Annotated in this window: 17 protein-coding genes; 9 read left to right on the top strand and 8 right to left on the bottom strand. The window is 69.0% G+C overall.

Annotation, left to right across the window (positions count from 1 at the left end; all coding sequences use genetic code 11):
* The coding region (locus VNE60_03110) for a glycoside hydrolase family 2 TIM barrel-domain containing protein (protein HVB30498.1) at positions 1-1,693 on the top strand (1,693 nt) is incomplete at its 5' end.
* 19 nt (positions 1,694-1,712) lie between these two features.
* Here the strand turns inward: VNE60_03110 and VNE60_03105 are convergent.
* Positions 1,713-3,512, bottom strand: a complete 1,800-nt coding sequence (locus VNE60_03105) for an amidase (GenBank protein ID HVB30497.1) — start codon at positions 3,510-3,512, stop codon at positions 1,713-1,715.
* Positions 3,513-3,568: 56 nt separating this feature from the next.
* Positions 3,569-3,694: a hypothetical protein gene (locus VNE60_03100; GenBank protein ID HVB30496.1), complete on the bottom strand. Its 126-nt coding sequence runs from the start codon at positions 3,692-3,694 to the stop codon at positions 3,569-3,571.
* Positions 3,695-3,906: 212 nt separating this feature from the next.
* Here VNE60_03100 and VNE60_03095 point away from each other — a divergent pair, with 212 nt between their 5' ends.
* From VNE60_03095 to VNE60_03070, 6 genes are all read left to right on the top strand, one after another.
* Entirely contained in the window at positions 3,907-4,173 is a 267-nt protein-coding gene (locus VNE60_03095) for a hypothetical protein (GenBank protein ID HVB30495.1), read from the top strand.
* A complete protein-coding gene (locus VNE60_03090; protein ID HVB30494.1) occupies positions 4,170-4,754 on the top strand; it encodes a porin family protein in 585 nt (194 codons plus the stop codon). The genes VNE60_03095 and VNE60_03090 overlap by 4 nt, the downstream gene beginning before the upstream one ends.
* Positions 4,755-4,844: 90 nt before the next feature.
* The gene (locus VNE60_03085; GenBank protein HVB30493.1) at positions 4,845-6,116 is read left to right on the top strand and encodes a divalent metal cation transporter; all 1,272 of its coding nucleotides are present in this window, start codon (positions 4,845-4,847) and stop codon (positions 6,114-6,116) included.
* Positions 6,117-6,259: 143 nt separating this feature from the next.
* The gene (locus VNE60_03080) at positions 6,260-7,030 is read left to right on the top strand and encodes a PRC-barrel domain-containing protein (protein HVB30492.1); all 771 of its coding nucleotides are present in this window, start codon (positions 6,260-6,262) and stop codon (positions 7,028-7,030) included.
* A 48-nt stretch (positions 7,031-7,078) separates the two neighbouring features.
* The gene (locus VNE60_03075) at positions 7,079-8,821 is read left to right on the top strand and encodes a hypothetical protein (protein ID HVB30491.1); all 1,743 of its coding nucleotides are present in this window, start codon (positions 7,079-7,081) and stop codon (positions 8,819-8,821) included.
* Positions 8,818-10,233, top strand: a complete 1,416-nt coding sequence (locus tag VNE60_03070) for a DUF4403 family protein (protein HVB30490.1) — start codon at positions 8,818-8,820, stop codon at positions 10,231-10,233. Before VNE60_03075 ends, VNE60_03070 begins: the two co-directional genes overlap by 4 nt.
* 30 nt (positions 10,234-10,263) lie before the next feature.
* Here VNE60_03070 and VNE60_03065 read toward each other — a convergent pair whose 3' ends face one another.
* From VNE60_03065 to VNE60_03045, 5 genes are all read right to left on the bottom strand, one after another.
* Positions 10,264-10,404 (bottom strand): hypothetical protein, encoded by a 141-nt coding sequence (locus tag VNE60_03065; GenBank protein HVB30489.1) that lies wholly within the window; start codon positions 10,402-10,404, stop codon positions 10,264-10,266.
* Between the two features lie 281 nt (positions 10,405-10,685).
* Positions 10,686-11,636: a c-type cytochrome gene (locus VNE60_03060; GenBank protein HVB30488.1), complete on the bottom strand. Its 951-nt coding sequence runs from the start codon at positions 11,634-11,636 to the stop codon at positions 10,686-10,688.
* The gene (locus VNE60_03055) at positions 11,633-12,325 is read right to left on the bottom strand and encodes a c-type cytochrome (GenBank protein ID HVB30487.1); all 693 of its coding nucleotides are present in this window, start codon (positions 12,323-12,325) and stop codon (positions 11,633-11,635) included. Before VNE60_03055 ends, VNE60_03060 begins: the two co-directional genes overlap by 4 nt.
* Before the next feature lie 4 nt (positions 12,326-12,329).
* Positions 12,330-13,343 (bottom strand): substrate-binding domain-containing protein, encoded by a 1,014-nt coding sequence (locus VNE60_03050; GenBank protein HVB30486.1) that lies wholly within the window; start codon positions 13,341-13,343, stop codon positions 12,330-12,332.
* A 34-nt stretch (positions 13,344-13,377) separates the two neighbouring features.
* Entirely contained in the window at positions 13,378-13,932 is a 555-nt protein-coding gene (locus VNE60_03045) for a DsrE family protein (protein HVB30485.1), read from the bottom strand.
* A gap of 386 nt (positions 13,933-14,318) precedes the next feature.
* Between VNE60_03045 and VNE60_03040 the strand changes: the two genes are divergently transcribed.
* Positions 14,319-14,990 carry a DUF305 domain-containing protein gene (locus VNE60_03040; protein ID HVB30484.1) on the top strand — a complete coding sequence of 224 codons (672 nt, stop codon included), beginning with the start codon at positions 14,319-14,321 and terminating at the stop codon, positions 14,988-14,990.
* Complete coding sequence (locus tag VNE60_03035) at positions 14,987-16,936, top strand: hypothetical protein (GenBank protein ID HVB30483.1); 1,950 nt, start codon at positions 14,987-14,989, stop codon at positions 16,934-16,936. The genes VNE60_03040 and VNE60_03035 overlap by 4 nt, the downstream gene beginning before the upstream one ends.
* A gap of 105 nt (positions 16,937-17,041) precedes the next feature.
* Here VNE60_03035 and VNE60_03030 read toward each other — a convergent pair.
* The coding region (locus VNE60_03030; protein ID HVB30482.1) for a DUF5916 domain-containing protein at positions 17,042-17,722 on the bottom strand (681 nt) is incomplete at its 5' end.

Below are 17,722 nucleotides of genomic sequence, written 5' to 3'. Positions count from 1 at the left end.
CGTCTGGGACCCCACCGACCGCGGCGAGCAGCCCCGCGGCAAGCAGGTGCTCCGTCCGCACAGCATCTGGTACAGCGCCGTCACCGGCATCTGGCAGACGGTGTGGCTCGAGCCGGTGCCCGCCGCGTACATCACGCGCGTCGTGGCCACGCCGGACATCGACGACAGCACGGTGACGCTGAACATCGACGTGGCCAACGCGGCGCCCGGCGCCTGGGTCGGCACGAGCGTGGGATCCGGCGACGAGGAAATCAACGTCAACATGGGGCGGCCGGGCCGGCCGCTCGTCGTCCACATCCCGCATCCGCACCTCTGGTCGCCGTCCGATCCGTTCCTCTACAGCCTGTACATCTCGCTCGCCACCGGCGACACCGTGCGCAGCTACTTCGGCATGCGCAAGATCGCCGTCGGCACCGACTCGGCGGGCTACCGCCGCCTCTTCCTCAACAACAAGCCGCTGTTCGAATACGGACCGCTCGACCAGGGGTGGTGGCCCGACGGCCTCTACACGCCACCCACCGAAGCCGCGATGCTCAACGACATCGTCATGACCAAACGGCTCGGCTTCAACATGATCCGCAAGCACGTCAAGGTAGAGCCCGACCGCTGGTACCACCTGGCCGACAGCGTCGGCGTGCTGGTGTGGCAGGACATGCCCAGCGGCGAGAACAAGACGCCCGCCGCGCAGGCGGAGTTCCGGACCGAGCTCCACCGCATGATCGACGCCCTGCGCGATCATCCGTCCATCGTGATGTGGGTGCCGTTCAACGAAGGCTGGGGACAGTTCCACACCCGGCGCATCACCGCCTGGATCACGCAGTACGACCCCACCCGCCTGGTGAACAGCGCCACCGGCTGGACTGACCACGGCGTGGGCGACGTGGTGGACATCCATGCCTACCCCGGCCCGGCGATGCCGCCGGTGGAGAAGTTCCGCGCCGCCGTGCTCGGCGAGTTCGGCGGACTCGGGCTCCCCCTCGACGGGCACACCTGGCTACCCAAGAACAACTGGGGCTACCGCACCTTTGCCGACACCTTCGCGCTGCGCCCGGCCTACGGCCAACTGCTCAATCAGCTGCGCCTTCTCGAAGCGCAGGGGCTCGCCGCCGCGGTGTACACCCAGACCACCGACGTCGAGGTCGAGGTCAACGGGTTGATGACGTACGACCGCGCGATCGTGAAACAGGATCCCGCCGCCGCGTCGGCCGAAGCCGCGCGCCTGTTCGGACCGATGCCCACCGTGCGCCCCGTGGTGCCGACGTCGGAACAGACCCCGCACGCCTGGCGGTACACCACCGCCGCGCCTCCCCCCGACTGGATGCGCGCCAACTTCGACGACGCCGGCTGGTCGCAGGGCAACGCGGGCTTCGGCACCAAGGGCACGCCGGGATCGGTGGTGCGCACCACCTGGAACACGGCCGACATCTGGATGCGGCGCACGTTCGACCTCCCGTCGGCCGCGCTCGCCGATCCCTACTGGAACATCGCGCACGACGACGACGCCGACGTCTATCTCAACGGCACGCTCGTCGCCCAATTCAGCGGATATACCGGCGGCTACGTGCGGCTGCCGCTCGATGCCCGCGCCATCGCGGCGCTGCGGGCGGGCACGAACACGCTCGCCGTGCACGTGCACCAGATCAAGGGCGGCCAGTACGCCGACGTCGGGATCGACGAGGTCATCGAACGGTAAGACCGCCGGGAGAGGCCGGCTAGAACCCCGGCGGCCGCTCCCCCACCACGTTCACCGCGCGCTCCATCGCCAGCCCCACGCGCCCGATCGTGCCCTCGTCGAACAGCCGCCCGATCAGCGTCACGCCGTGCGGCACCCGCCGCGGCGGCGAGAACGTGGGCAGCGGATGCGCCGGATCGGGCGCCCAGTCGCTGCGCGCCTCCGACACCTCCACGAATCCGGTGCGCAGCGTGAGCGACGGGTGCCCCGTGTTGTTCGAGATCACCAGCATCTCGTCGCGCAGCGACGGCACCAGCAGCAGGTCCACCTGCGACATCACCCGCACCATCTCCATCGCCACCTTGCGCCGCAACCGGTCGCCCTGCACGAAATCCACCGCCGAGAGAAAGCGCGCCTCGCGGAACTGGTTGGGCCAGGCGTCCGGCACCTGCATCTTCAGCTGATCCACCTGGTTGCTGAGCGTCAGCTCCTCGAACGCGGCCGCAGCCTCGGCAAAGAGCATCAGGTTGAGCGAATCGTACGGCCAGTCGGGAATCGTGACCGGCGTCGGCACCAGTCCGAGCTTCGCCACCACGTCCAGCGACGCGCGATCCACGTCGGTGGCCGGGCTCTCCTTCATCCACGCCGGGAAGTAGCCCACGCGCAGCCCCTTCACCGGGGCCGCCGCGTCGTAGTCGAGCCGGCTGGGCACGCTCGCCACGTCGCCCGCGTCGGGACCGCTGATCGCGTGCAGCACGAGCATCGCGTCCTCCACGCTGCGCGTCATGGGCCCGAGCTTGTCCAGCGACCAGCAGAGGGTCATCGCGCCGGTGCGCGCCACGCGACCATAGGTGGGGCGCAGCCCCGTGACGCCGCAGCGCATGCTCGGACTCACGATGCTGCCGCCCGTCTCGCTGCCGATCGCGAACCCCACCAGGCCGGCCGCGGTCGCCGCGCCCGGTCCCGCGCTCGAGCCCGAGGCGCCTTCCTGCAACAACCACGGGTTCATCGTCTGTCCGCCAAACCAGATGTCGTTGAGCGCCAGCGCGCCCATGCTGAGCTTGGCCACGAGCACCGCCCCCGCATCGGTCAACCGCTTGACCACCGCTGAGTCCGCCGCCGGAACGCGATTGCGGTACGGCTCGGCGCCGTACGTCGTGGGGATGCCGGCCGTGTCGAGCAGATCCTTGACCCCGTATGGGATCCCGTGCAGCGCGCCGCGATATTTTCCGGCCGCGATCTCGCGATCCGCCTGCTTGGCCTGCGCCAACGCCAGATCGGGCGTCAGCGTGATGATGCAGTTGATCTTCGGATTGAGCCGCTTGATCCGCTCCAGATAGATGTTGGTAAGCCGCTCCGACGTGAGCTTGCGCGTCTCGATCCAGCGCGAGAGGCGCATGACCGGCGCGAAGGCGATGTCCTCGTCGCCCGTGGGCAGCGGCCCCGCATCGAGGGCGCTGCGCGCGAATCGATCGCGCGCCGGACCCGCGGTCTGGCCCGGCAGCACGGGATTCCACACCGTGGCCGGCGCGAGGCCCGGCTCGAGCGCCACCTTGCGCGGCCCCGTGCGCCGCTCCAGCAGCGGCGCCATCGACGTGCGCCAACTCGCCGCCTCCATCACGCGCTGGGCGGGGGTCATCTGCACCTGCGCCAGCTTCTCCGCTTCGGCGAACGTCGCGGGTGACACGTCGGGACCCACCGCGGGCCCGGTGTTGAACGCCGTCGGCGCGCCGGGCGTGGTCTGGTTGGCGACGGGTTTCTGTTCATCGCCGCGGCACGCGGCGAGCACGCCGAGCAGGCCGATCGGCGCTTGGATGAGGAACTGGCGACGGGTGTTCATGGGCTATCCGGGTCGTTGGGCCGATAGAACATGCCGATCCGGACGCCCTCCGGCAATCACCGCGGCGCGCGTGCGAAATAGGTCATGCCGTCCATCATGTACATCCAGACGAGGAACGCCACCATCAGGATGCCGCCGCCGATCGCGACGCGCAGGTGGATCTTCTTGAGGCCCTTTCCCATGGCATACGCTCGCGATGATGAGACCCGCAATCTCGCGACGGCACCCGGCAATGGCTATCGCACGTGTTGACTGGACCGTCGGTACTACTCACTTCGAGTCATGGTTGTGTCCACGCAGCGCGCTTAGTCATTCACGACGGACGTTTGCGCCGGAGGGGGCGCTCGCCACCCCGGGACCGCGATCGCGCCGCATTTCTACCTGAGAGGGCAACATGTCATCGCACAAAGAAGCTATCCACGACAAGATCGACGGCGTCGCCGACAGCGCCAAGCACACCGCGGACAAGGCGATCGACGGCGTCGCCGGCGCGACGCATCGCGTAGCGGACAAGGCCGCCGAGCACGCCCACAACGTAGCGGAGAAGGCCGCCGAACGCGCCCACGACGTAGCGAAGAAGGCCGCCGAGCACGCCCACGACGCAGGCCAACATCTCAAGGATGCCGGCGAGAAGATCATGAAGAAGGCGGATGGCAAATGAAACGGTCCTTCGCAGTCATCGGGTTCCTCCTCCTGGCGGGAACGAGTGCCGTCGCGCGCGCGCAGGACGGCGGACTGGGCATCAAGGGCGGGATGTCGTACGGGAACGTGTCCAATAGCGGCGCACTCCCGGGATCCGTCACGCAGCGGTCCGGTTTCGCGCTCGGGTTGTCCGCGGCCACGGGCGGCATGGTCGGCTTCGGCATCGAAGGGCTCTATGCGCAACGCGGCGTCACGAGCACGGTGGCCGGCGACTCGCGCCACCTGGACTACATCGACGTCCCGGTCTACCTCCGCCTGGCCCTCCCCACCGGGCCGATCTCGCCGTTCGCGTACGCCGGCCCGCAGGCGTCGTACGAATTGAATTGCGGCACCGATAGCGGCAACTGCCCGGATTCCGGGCGGCCGAAGATCACCTACTCCGGCGTCATCGGCGCTGGTGTGCGGTTCGGCGTGCTGAGCGGCCTGTCGATCGAAGGCCGGTACGTTTACGGGCTCACGGATCTCAAGTTGAGCACGGTCTCGACCTCCACCAGCTACCAGACGCGATCGTTCCTGGTCCTCCTGGGGTTGGGCTTCTAGAGAATCCTCCGCCACCACGGGGCAGTCGATCGAACCCGTGGTGGCTGGTCGGCGTCGCACGCCGCCCTGCCTACCTTCCGCCGGATGTCCGTGCCCTCCACTGCCCCGCCCAAGGTCTCGGCGCTCCGCCGCATCGCGACAGCGCTTGGCCCGGGCGTCGTCACGGGCGCCGCCGACGACGATCCGTCAGGCATCGCGACGTATTCCATCGTCGGCGCGCAGTTCGGCACCGGGCTGCTCTGGACCGCGCCCGTGCTCTGGCCGTTGATGGCGTCCGTCCAGATGATGTGCGCCAGAATCGGGTTGGTCACCGGTCGCGGCCTCGCCGGCGCGCTCCGGCAGAAGTACCCGCGATGGCTGCTCGCCGCCGCCGCGTCGGCCCTGTTCATCGCCAACACGATCAATGTCGGCGCCGACCTGGGCGGGATGGCCGACGCCGCGCACCTGCTCAGCGGCGCGCCGGCGTTCCTCTGGGTGCTGGCATTCGGCATCGGGATCACCGTCGCGACGATCCGGCTGCGCTATGCGGTCATCGCCAATACGCTCAAGTGGCTGGCGTTGATCCTGGCCGTCTACGTGGTGGCCGCCATCGATGTCCATCCCGACTGGGGGATGGTGCTGCGGGCGGCGGCCGTGCCGCAACTGCCGCACGGGCGAGCCGCCTGGGGCATGCTGGTCGCGATTCTCGGAACGACGATCAGCCCCTACCTCTTCTTCTGGCAGGCGTCGCAGGAAGTGGAGGAGGAGAAGGCGGCCGGCCAGCTCACCCTCCGGGCGCGCCAGGGAGCCACCAAGACGCAGATCGGCGATCGGAAGATCGACATCGGACTCGGCACGCTCTTTTCCAACGTCGCGATGTTCTTCATCATCGTGACCACGGCCAGCACGCTGCACGCCCACGGCCAGACCAACCTCGCCACGTCGGCCGACGTCGCGGCCGCGCTCCGCCCGCTGGCGGGCCGCTTCGCGATGCTGCTCTACACGATCGGCATCGTCGGCACCGGATTGCTGGCCATCCCGACGCTCGCCGGTTCCGCCGCATATGCGTTCGCGGAAACGTTCGACTGGCGCCAGGGCATAGACCAGAAGTTCACGCGGGCACGCGCCTTCTACGCAGTCGTCGGCGTGTCGATCGCGCTCGGCATTTCCATGGGTTTCGTGGGCATCAGTCCGGTGAAGGCGCTCTACTGGACCGCGGTGATCAATGGCCTGCTGGCCCCGTTCCTGATGCTCGGCATCCTCCACGCGGCGTCGGATCGCAAGCTGATGCGCGGCCAGCCCAGTTCGTGGCTGGCGCGCGCGGTCGTGGGCTTCACGACCGTGGCCATGTTCGCCGCCGGCATCGCGATGTTCGTGGTCTAGAAGGCGATACGAGCCGATTGGACCCCGCCCCCGGCGGCGCGATCCCCCTTTGGGGCTAGCCCAATTGTCACCCCTTTGACTGATATGGGCCGGCTCCGCCGGCAGGTATTGTCCGATATACCGCCAATGCACAGGGTGCTCCCATGCTGGACAAAGCCAGGACCTTGCAGCGCTACAAGCTGAGCAGCGCCAATGGGGAGATCGGAACGGTCAAGACGTTCTACTTCGACGACCAGCATTGGACAATCCGCTACCTCGTGGCCGATACGGGGGCCTGGCTTGCCGGACGTCAGGTGCTGATCTCCCCGTACGCGCTCAGCGCGGTGAGTCGCGAGCGGCATCGCTTCGTCCTCGATCTGACCAAGGGTCAGATCGAGGAGAGCCCCTGCCTGAGCAGCGAGCAGCCCATCTCGCAGCAATTCGAGGAGGCCTATCACGGCTTCCACGGATGGCCGCGGTACTGGTGCGGCCCATACACGTGGGGGCGCCAGCCGCATATCGAACGTGACCGGAAACGGTGGCGCGCGGCGCCCACCGACGGGAGAGCGTGGCAGCGGCAGTTGCGCACGACCAGCGACGTGAACGGCTACTACATCCAGGCCACCGACGGCGAGATGGGCCACATCGAGGACTTCATCATCGACGAGGAAACGTGGGCCATTCGCTATCTTGTCGTGAGTACCCGGAACTGGTGGCCGGGCAGACGCGTGCTCGTGTCCCCGCAATGGATCCAGCGCGTGAATTGGGATGCCGGAGAAGTGTTCGTCACGCTGTCTGGCGAGACGGTCAGAGAGTCTCCGGAATACACGGATCAGTTGTTGGTCACGCGCGACTACGAGACCCGGCTGCACCGCCACTACCATCGCCAGGGGTACTGGTTCGGTGATCCGGACACCACGGACCAGGTGCAGTGAGTCGAACACACACGCCGCGGTCACCACCGCATCCACGCGATCCGCGCCATGCCTAGCGGCGTCCGGGTCTGCAACACCGGTCTCCTGCTTGGCGTGATGGCGCTCGCGGCCATCGCACCGGCCGCGGCGCAACGCGCGCCCACGGATCGCGATCGCCGCTGCGACGGCGACACGGTCACCGCCATCGAGATCCACTCGTCGCCGGCGGGGCTCCAGGGCATCGCCGCGTCGTGGCGTGGGCTGGCCGATGTCGCGGGGCTGCATTTCACGGTCACGCAACCTCGCGTGGTCATGGCGTATCTGCTGCTCGTCGTGGGCCGGCGATGCACCGAGCGCGACCGGAGCGAGTCGGAACGGCTTCTCCGCCTCCAACCGTACCTGGCCTCGGCCACCGTGCGCACCGTGCCCGACGGGCCCGGCCGCGTGCGCGTGGACGTGCGGACCGAGGACGAACTGCCGGTGCTCGCCGGCATCCGCATGCGCGGCCTGGCCCCGGAACGGCTCACGATCGGAAGCGAGAATGTATCCGGCACGGGACTCACCATCGCGCTCAGCGCCGAACGCGGACTCGCGTACCGGTCCGGATTCGGCGTGCGCGCAGTGCAATACGGCGCCTTCGGTCGCCCGTACACGCTCGCCGTGAGCGCCCAACGCTACCCGCTGGGCGGCGGATGGTCCCTGGAGTTCGCGCATCCGTTCCTCACCGACCTGGAGTGGAACGCGTTCCACACGGGCGCCCAGGCCATACGGGCCTACTACCCCGTGATTCGCCCGGCGGGCGAGGACCTCGCGCTCTCCGTGCGCCGCTCCACGTACGACATCGGCGCCGTCACGCGCATCGGGAGCGGACGGATCGTGGGCGTTGTGGGCGCCGCGTTGATCGGCGAGGACGTGCACACCGGCGCCGGCCCGGTGATCATCTCCGACTCGGGCCTGGTCACGGTGCCGGTGGACACGGCGCTCGGCGGCCGCTTTCCCGCGTTCCGCGTCACCCGGATCACGGCCATCGGCGGCCTGCGGGCCCTGCGCTTCGTGACCGTCCGCGGGTTCGATGCCCTCACCGCCACCCAGGACGTGGGCCGTGGCGTCCAGTTCGCCGCGATGGCCGGACCGAGCATGTTCTCGTCCACCCTCAACAGCGACATCTTTCTCTCGGCCGACGTGTACGCGGGACTCGGCGGCCGGCATTCGTTCGCCACGGTGCGATTCAACGGCGAAGGCCGCTCCGACCGCGCCTCCCACCGCTGGGACGGGGTCGTGGGCAACGGCCGGCTCGCGTGGTACGCCAAACCCGTGGACCTGACCACGCAGGTGGTGAGCCTCGACCTCTCGGCCATCCAGCATCTCGCGTTCCCGCTGCAACTCACGTTTCGCGATCATGACGGCGGACTGCCCGGATACCCCAACGCGACGTTTGCCGGCGGGCGGCGAGCCGTCCTGCGCGTGGAGGAGCGCCGGCTCCTCCGGCCGCTCACGCCGCGCGCCGACTTCGCCGTCGGCGCGTTCGTCGATGCCGGCAAGCTCTGGGCCGGCGACGTGCCCTACGGCGTCACCACCGGCGTGCACACCGCCGTCGGCGTGTCGCTGCTCAGCGCATTCCCCGCCGGGGGCAAGCGGACGTATCGGCTCGACCTGGCCGTGCCCCTCAACCGCCCCCCCGGGGGCGCGCGATGGGAGTTGCGCTTCAGCTCCGCCGATCGTTCGCAACTGCTCTGGCAGGAGCCGGCCGATGTCGCGCGCGCGCGCGCGGGAGCGGCGCCGTCCAATCTGCTGAGCTGGTCGCCACGATGATGCGCGCCGCCCGCTGGGGCCTCCTGCTCGCGGTCGTGCTGGCCGCCGGGGCCTGCCGCGAGAAGCCCGCGCCCAGGCCCGCCGCCCAGGCGGCCATTCCCGACGCGCCGCCGCCGGTGATTCCGGAGTCGCGGTTCGACGTGCCGCTCACCTATGACATCACCAAGGTGCTGCGCGACGTGGAACGCGCCGTGCCCACGCAGTTCGGCTCGCTGGACAGCGTGCATCAGGCGGGCGACGACCCCAGCCGCCACTTCGCGTACGTGGCCCACCGCGGGCCGTTCACGGCGTTCGGCATCGACTCGGTGTTTCATCTGCGAGCCACGTTGACGTACCGCGCGCGCGGCTACTACAAGCTGCCCATCGGCCCCACCGTGAGCGCGGGCTGCGGCACCTCCACCGATCGTCCCCCGCGCGCCGTGATCGAGTTGGCCACGCCGCTCTCCCTCACGCCCGACTGGCATCTGGCGGCGCACACCAAGCTCGTTCGCGTGGATCGCGCCACGACGTCCGATCGCGATCGCTGCCAGGTGCGGCTGCTGCACTACGATGTCACCCACCGGATCCTCGACGCGGCGCGCCACGCCATCACCGATCGGCTGCCGGCAATCGACCGCACGATCGGGAACGTCGATCTCACCCCCCAGGTGACCGGCTGGTGGGCCACGCTCAACCGCCCCATTCGCCTCACCGACGGCGTGTGGCTCCTGCTCGGCCCTCTGCGCCTACGCGTGGGCCACGTGACCGGCAAGGGCCACGTGCTCACCGTGCACGTCGGCCTCGACGCCCGCCCGCGGATCGTCACCGGCCAGGGAGAGCCGGTGGTGCCCGTGCCCCCGCTCCCGCCACTGGCCGCCGACACGGTGTCCGACGGATTCCACATCCTGATGGAGGGGATCGTGGATTACGCCACCGCGTCGCGCGCCCTCAGCCACGCGCTGCGCGGAGCGTCGGTCACCGAACAGGGGCACACGGTGACCGTCGACTCGCTGATCGTCTCGCCGGAACCCGGGGAGCGGCTCGCGCTCACCGTCGCGTTCCACGGCGACGCGCAGGGCACGTTGCGCCTCACCGGCGTTCCGCGCTACGACGCCGTCCGGAAGGCGATCGTGATGCCCGACCTGGACTACGACCTCCAGACCGACAGTCCCCTGCTCAACATGTACTCGTGGCTCCTCTCCCCAGGACTCCGCGCGCTGTTCCGCGAGAAGGCGGTCCTCCCCGAGGGGCCCGCGCTCGACCGCGGCCGGGATCTGTTGCTCCAGGGGCTCAATCGCAAGATCGGCGACGCGATGACGCTCTCGGCCGTCATCGACTCCGTGGCGGCGCGCAAATTGTACGTCACCGCGCGAGGGCTGGTGATCCGTGCCGAGGCACGCGGCCACGCGACCGCGGCCGTCAAGCAGCGATGACCCGGCCGCGCCGCGCCGCTCAGAGACGGCCTACCGCGAAGCGGCGGAGTTCCACACGCCGGCCGGCAGCGCCTCCACCAGGAACGTCGAGACCCGGTTGTTGATCCGCCAGGCGTCGAGGATGGAATCGTCCGCCGCGTTCATCCCGACGTTACGGCTGGGCGCTCTCATCGTGCGCGCTTCGCGCCGCCACGAGCTCCACCTTCTGCCGGTGCGTGAACGTTGCTCCGCACTGGGTGCAGATATGGCTCCCCGTGCGCTCTCCGAGATCGTATTCCTTGGCGAACGCCGGATGCGGACACGGCTTCCCGCCCCATGCCTGCTGGAGAGCGATGGCGCGCTTCTTCTGCAAAGGGAATGACCTCGGGGCGGGCTTCGGTGAACGGACGACGCACCCGAAGGTTATCACCATGGGAGGCTCCGGCCAATGCCCGGAGCCCGCCGTGCCCCACTCAGCGTCGCGTGCTGCCGCCGGCCGGCACCGAGTGCTCGCCCAGCAGCACCCCGTTCACCGTCGTGCCGTACGGATCCATGGGCGAATCGTGGTGCTGCGCGCGCGTCTGCGCCACCGTGCCCTGGAACCGCGGGTCCTGCGGCCGCTCGTGGCCGTCCATGAACATCGCCACGTCCCACGCGTCCTGGTCGCTCAGCGTGCCGCCCAGGCCGAGCGGCATGTTGGCTTTGATGAATGCAGCGGCGTTGGTGAGCGTGGCCATGCCGGCGCCCCAATTGAACGACTGCGGTCCCCACAGCGGCGGAAACACCTGGGCGCCCGCCGCGCGCTGGCCCTGGCCGTCCGGTCCGTGACACACCGCGCAATGCTGCGCGAACACCGCCCCGCCGCGCGCGTAGTCGGGCGCCAGCGCCGGCTTCGGCACCGGCGGATATCCGCGCCCCGCGATCGCCTCGTTCACCCGCGCGCCCGTGCTCAGCCAGTACGCGTAGCTCTCCACCGCCACCAGCACGGAGTCGCCCAGCGGCGGCGCCTTGCCGTTCATGCTGAACCGGAAGCAGCCCTGCATGCGCTCCTCGAACGTGTTCACGTGCTTGTTCTTGCTGCGATACGCGGGATAGCTCACGTACGCCGCCCACAGCGGCGCCGAGTTCGCCAACCGGCCGGCGTCGAGGTGACAGTTGGAGCAGTTGAGCACGTTGCCGGTGTACTGCCCGGCGTACACGCCGGTCTGCTCGAAGATCTGTTTGCCGCGCCGCACCTCGCGGCCGAACTCGTCGTTCGGGATCGCCGAATCCGGGGGCGGGGCGAACTGGCCGGCCCGCGCCCCGGCTGGCGGCGTCACGACGGGCGGCGGCGCCGGTGCGGGAGACCGGGACCTGAAATAGTAGATGCCGCCGGCAACGACCAGCGCCGCCACGGCGCCCCGCAACCATATGGAAGCTCTCATGGCCGGCCCGCCCTGGCGGCCGGCACCGTGGCCGGCCGGGATTGGTAGTACGCGGACACCGCCTGGATATCCGCCTCCGACAGCTTGCCGGCGATCGTGGACATCAGCCCCAGCGGGCCGGGCGGACGCGTTCCCTGCTGCCACGCGTGCAGTTGATTGACCTGATACACCGCCGGCTGACCCGCCAACGGCGGGAACGCGCTGCCCACGCCCACGCCGCCCGGTCCATGACACTGGTCGCACGTGGGCAGGCCGCTGGACCACCGCCCGCGCGTGGCCAGCGCCTGGCCCAGCGCAACGCCCGCCACCGGAGCCGGCGCCGGTCCGGCTGCCGCCGCCGCGAGGCCGCTCACGTACTCGGCCAGCGATTGCCGTTCGGCCGGCGAGAGCGCCGTGGCCACCGGCAGCATGATCGGATTCTTGCGCGCGCCGCTGGCAAAGGCGTCGAGCTGCGCCACCACGTACGCCGCGCTCTGGCCGGCCAGGCGCGGCGCCGCCATCGCGGCAATGCCCTGCAGCTGCGGCCCGTGACAGCTGATGCATGCCGGCGCGCCGCGTCCGTTGCCCTGCTGGACGATCGCCGCCGCGCCGAGCGCCGGCGACGCCACCTGTGCCATCGCCGCCGACGCGGGTAGTGCGATCGCCGCGATGGCCGCCACGCGCCAGAGGCCGCGCCGCGCGCCGGTCACCGCGTCACTCCTGCTTCGCATCGGCCGGCGCCGGCTTGAAGCCGTAGCGTTGGAAGATCGCGAGCGCCGCCGGCGAACGCAGAAACTCCAGCCAGGCCCTGGCCGCCGCGGGATGCTTGGCGCCCTTCACCATCGCCGCGGCGTACACCGCGGTGGTGTTGTACTCGGCGGGGATGTCCACGTGGCTGATCGGATGGCCGGCCTCCTCCTGGAAGATCGCTTCCGACTTCCAGGTGATGCCGGCATCCGCCCGCCCCTGCATCAGGAACAGCGGTGACTGCCGGTGATGGATCTGCGTGAGCACCGTGCGACCGTTCTTGACCTTGGTGTCGTACACCATCTGCGTCAGCGCCGGCCCGCCCGCCTTGTTCAACGTGCTCTCGATCTGCCGCGCCACGCCCTCCCACGCCGGATTCGGCATCACCAGGCGCACGTCGGGCTTGCCGAGATCGGCCACGGTGCTGATGCCCGCCGGATTGCCCTTGGGCACCATGATGGTCAGATCGTTGGTGGCGTACGGCACCGCCGGCCCCACGAGCTTGCCGGCCTGGATCTGCTCGTCCACCTTCTTCAGCCCCGCGGCATAGACATCGGGCGCCACCGTCCACGTCATGTTGCCCACGGTGATGGTGTTGCCCGCGTCCATCATCTTGACCAACAGGCCCGGCGGGATGGTGATGTAGTACAGCTTGCCGCGCAGGTCGGGATGCTGCGCCTCGAACGCCTTCACCAGCGGCGCCATGGCAAAGTAGTAGTTGCCGCCCACGAAGATCACCAACTGCGGATCGTCCAGACTGCCGTGGAAATCCGGCAGGTTGTCCACCTCGGGCACGGTGAACTCGAGCCCCCTGACCAGCGCCGGATTGTTGTCGCCGTGCGACCAGGGCGGGTACACGCTCTGGTCGTACGTTGGCGCCGACGCCGGCTTGCCGGAATCGGCGCCGCGGCGGGCGCAACCGCCGGCCGCTCCGAGAACGCACAACGATGCGGCAAGCCAGGACGTGCGATACCGGCTCATGATGGATGGCTCCGTGGTCGGATGGCGGCGCGCGTTACATGCGGATGAGCGCGTAGCCCTCGTCCTGCAGAATGATCAGCGTGGACAGCGCGGACAGGGCCACCTTGACGTTCGGATTGACCTCGGCCGGCGTGTACTGCATGTCGCCCAGCGCGTTGCCGCACACCAGGAGTTCGACGCCGGCCTTCTTCAGCGCTTCGATCACCGCGAGGTCGGGATTGGGATGGCCGAACTTGGCCTGGAAGGTCTTGTCGTCGAGCACGATCGGCGTGGCCCCGCCATGGATGATCACGGCGAACTTGAGATGGCTGACCGGCGTGCCGGCGGCGGCGAACACGTTGACCGTGCGCGCCACGTGGTCGAGGCCCGGGTTCACCTTGTCGGACGTGGGGCTGCCCTGCGTGACGTCGAACACCGCCTTGTAGGTGGTCTTGGCGTCGGGGCGAACCACCGCTTCGGGCCACACGTGCACCGGGCCGAAGTCCTTGATCGCGGGCTTGGTCCAGAAGCCGGCGGGCTGCTGGGCGGCGGCGGTGGACGAGAGCCCCACGGCGGCGGCCAGCGACAACACCACATGACGAATGTTCATCACGATCCTCTCTCCATGAACGGCGTTCGAAGCACGAGTATGTAACCATCTGCGCATATGGCGAACCACGGTATCAAGTTACGGGCGCCGCGCCACCCGGCCAACCACGATTCTGTAACGAAACCACACCCAGCCTCGCGCCGCGCGGTGGGTCCGGCGCCCGGTTCAAGATGCCATCCGCCGGACAAAGGTTTCTTGACGCGGCCCCCGCCTGGTCCCTCGCCCCACACCCCCAGATCCAAGCTTACCACAGTGGCGGCAGCCATGCAGCACCCCCGGACGGCGCGGGCGGCACGCATGGGAATCGCCCTGCCCTGGCCCCCCGGGTGGCGCCAAGCGACCGGCGCCATTACGATTGCACGTCCTTTCCGCGCCCTGGGGATCCCATGAAAGCTGTGCCACAGCGACGGCGCTCGAGAGCGCTGCCGCTCGCCGTCGGTCTGTTCGCGCTTGGAATCATCGCCGCGCGATTGCCGGCCCAGACGCCCAAGCCGGTCCGCAAGGACTATACCGACGCCGACGTCATGTTCATGCAGGGAATGATCATCCATCACGCGCAGGCGGTGGTGATGTCCGAATGGGCGCCCACCCACGGCGCTCGGCACGACCTCCAGATTCTGTGCAAGCGCATCGCGCTGTCGCAATACGACGAGATCAAGCTGATGCAGCACTGGCTGATGGATCGCCATCTGCCGGCGCCCGACCCGCTGCACATGCTGTCGCCTCACGCCGGTCCGGTACACGACTCGAGCCCCATGAACATGCCGGGCATGGACATGGGTCCGGACCCGATGATGATGTCCGGCATGCTGAGCGCCGAGCAGATGCGGCAGCTCGACGCCGCGCACGGCACGGCGTTCGATCGACTGTACCTCACGGGAATGATCCGGCACCACCAGGGCGCCATCGCCATGGTCGCCGACCTCTTCAAGACGCCGGGCGCGGGGGAGCAGCCCGAGATCTCCGGCTACGCCACGGATATTGACGCCGGCCAGCGCGTCGAGATTGCTCGTATGCAGGCCATGTTGACCACGCTCACCTCGAGTCCAGCCAAATGACACAACACCGACCCGCCTTCCGTCGATCCTCCATCGTGTGGGCCACGCTGTTCGCCGCGGCCGCGCTCGTCGCGGCCCGGCCCGCCGTCGCCCAGTCCAACACCCACGACCCGCGCGTCGGGCTCAGAGCCGGCCTCTATGACGCCGGCGTCGCCGCGAAAGGGCTCGACCTCGTCGCCCATCGCAACAAGCCGGACATCTTCCATCCCATGGATCCGGGTGGACTGACGTACGCCAATTCCGACATGGCCTTTGGCGGCCACTACGCCTTCCAGGGCAACTTCAGCGGCATCCAGATCTGGGACATCGCCAACCCGCTCGATCCCACGCTCGTGGACGCCGACGTCTGTTTCACCGAGCAGGGTGACGTCTCCGTGTACGGGCACCTGCTCTTCGTCTCGGCCGAGAACCGGGGCAGCCGCCTCGACTGCGGCACCCAAGGGGTCCAGGACAGCGTGAGCAAACAGCGGATGCTCGGCATCCGCATCTTCGACATCGCCGATCCGGCCCATCCCAAGCAGGTGGCCGACGTGCAGACCTGCCGCGGCTCGCACACGCACACGCTGGTGCCCGACCCCAAGAACAAGGGCATCGTCTACGTGTACGTGTCGGGGCTCGCCCCGGTGCGCTCCAAGAATGAGATGAAGGGGTGCGAGGGCGGCGACATCACCGACCCCAACACCGCGCTCTTCCGCATCGAGGTCATCCGCGTGCCGCTGGCGCACCCGGAACAGGCGCGCATCGTGAGTTCGGCGCGCATCTTCAATGACCTGCTGGCTCCGCCCACGCACGGCGTGGCGTACGCCGACACGGCCAACGGCGCCGCGGCGCGCATCCCGCCCCGGTTCGGACCCAAGATGCCCCCCAATACCTCGGCCGCCGACTCGGCGCACGCCATGCGGCTGGCCGGCCTGATGTTCGCCGAGCGCACCGACGCCAAGCAGGTGTCGATGCTCTCCGACTCGCTCCAGGCCATGGGCATCAAGTTCAGCCTCCCCAGCTTCGGCCCGCCGGGCGGACCGTCGCAGTGCCACGACATCACCGTCTATCCCGCCGCGGGCCTCGCCGGCGGCGCCTGCTCCGGGTACGGCCTGCTGCTCAACATCAAGGACCCGCTGCACCCGGTGCGGATCCAGGCCGTGGCCGATTCCAACTTCTCCTTCTGGCACTCGGCCACGTTCAGCAACGACGCCTCCAAGCTCATCTTCACCGACGAGTGGGGCGGCGGCACGCAGCCCAAGTGCCGCGCCACCGATCCCATCGACTGGGGCGCCGACGCGATCTTCACGCTCAAGCACGACAAGCTCACCCACGTGGGCTACTTCAAGATGCCGGCGGCGCAGACCGAGGATGAGAACTGCGTGGCCCACAACGGCGGCCTCGTTCCCGTGCCCGGCCGCGACATCATGTCGCAGGCGTGGTATCAGGGCGGCGTGTCGATCTTCGACTTCACCGACCCCGCCCACCCCAAGGAGATCGCCTACTACGACCGCGGCCCCATCGACTCCACCAAGATGGTGCTCGGCGGCTACTGGTCGGCGTACTACTACAATGGATACCTGTACGGTTCCGAGATCGCGCGCGGGCTCGACGTGTTCAAGCTCACGCCCACGGCCGACCTCACGCAGAACGAGATCGACGCCGCGAATCTGGTGCGCTTCGAGCAGCTCAACCCGCAGGACCAGCCGCGCCTCGTGTGGCCGGCTGCGTTCCCCGTGGCGCGCGCCTATCTCGATCAGCTGACGCGCGACGACGGGCTCTCGGCCACGCGCCGGACCGCGATCGCGGACGCGTTGAATGAGGCCGAGCAGGCGAGCGGCGCCAAGCGCGCCGGCACGCTGAAGAAGCTCGCCGGAGAACTCGCCGGCGACGTCAAGGGCTCCAGCGACGTGAAGCGGGTCCGGCTGCTGGAGAACGTGGTCCGGAGGATGGCGGCCAAGAGCTGACCTCGGGCTCACCGTCGTGAACGCGAAGGCGGGCGGCACCTCTGGTGCCGCCCGCCTTTCGCATGCTCGCTGCCCCCACGGCCCGCCGGCTACCGCGCGCTGGTCTCAGCGATTCAGCCAGTACGACATCTTCACCAGGAAGGTGTTCTGCGGATGCAGGCGGAACAGGTCGCGAACGTCGCCCTGGAATCCGTTGATCCCTGCCGCCGGCGCGAATCCCTGCCGCCCCTCGTTCCAGACCACGAACAGCGTGGAGCCCGGCTTGTACTCCCAGCGGAACACCACGTTGGACTGCAACTCCTTGAAGTTGAATCCGCCGGGGTCGCCGGTCACGGCCGGATTGTCGTACGGCGCGTAGCGATCGTCGTAGCGGGCGGCGCCCGGCGTGGCCGACAGTTGCCGCACGCTGCTGTACGTGCCCTTGGAGACGAACGGCTGCAGGTACGTCTGCAGCGACACGTTCGGGGAGAAGGTGTAGTTCAGGCGCACTGTGGCCGACGTCGTGGTCTGGTCCAGATGCGCGAAGGTGTAGTGCGTGGCGCGCAGCGAGTCGGTGAAATTGCCGTACCATTGGTTGTCGGCAATGTTGTGCGACCAGTTGAACGACACCGCCGAGCTGAACCGCCCCAGCAGCTTGAAGTCCAGCTCCGGCCCCAGCCTCCACGACGAATTGCGCCCCGCGTCGCCCCGGAAGTAGTTGGCGTTGAGAGAGGGCACCAGCGACCGGCGATCGTCGCCGCTGATCGAGACCCACGGGGCCACGTAGGGATCCTGGCGGATGGCCGG

It is taken from the genome of Gemmatimonadaceae bacterium (assembly GCA_035533755.1).
Taxonomy (GTDB): domain Bacteria; phylum Gemmatimonadota; class Gemmatimonadetes; order Gemmatimonadales; family Gemmatimonadaceae; genus JAGWRI01.
This window is presented reverse-complemented; position numbering and strand designations above follow the sequence as displayed.